Origin of the sequence: Mycobacterium gordonae (assembly GCF_001417955.2) — a bacterium.
GTDB classification, from domain to species: Bacteria; Actinomycetota; Actinomycetes; order Mycobacteriales; family Mycobacteriaceae; genus Mycobacterium; species Mycobacterium gordonae_B.
Genome location: NZ_LKTM01000333.1, coordinates 1 through 242, shown reverse-complemented (window position 1 = coordinate 242; position 242 = coordinate 1). Strand labels below are relative to the sequence as shown.

The 242-nt window shown below is 63.6% G+C and carries 1 pseudogene; it reads right to left on the bottom strand.

Annotated elements, in window-relative coordinates:
- Window positions 1-242: pseudogene (locus AO501_RS40330) on the bottom strand (hypothetical protein); the annotation flags it as partial.

Sequence of the window (242 nt, the reverse complement as noted above, 5' to 3'; positions counted from 1 at the left end):
CCGCCGATCACCACACCGCCCATCACGATCGATCCCATCGGGTTGAGCAACCTCATCCTTCCGGCGATCACCACCCCAACGATCACCACCCCGGCACTGACCATCCCCTCAATCGGACTGGGCGGGTTCCAGCTGCCCCAGATCAGCACCCCGGAACTGATCACCCCGGTGTTCACGATTCCGTCAATCGGGTTGGGCGGCTTCGCTTTACCGCAGGTCAGTGTGCCGGCGTTGACGACGCC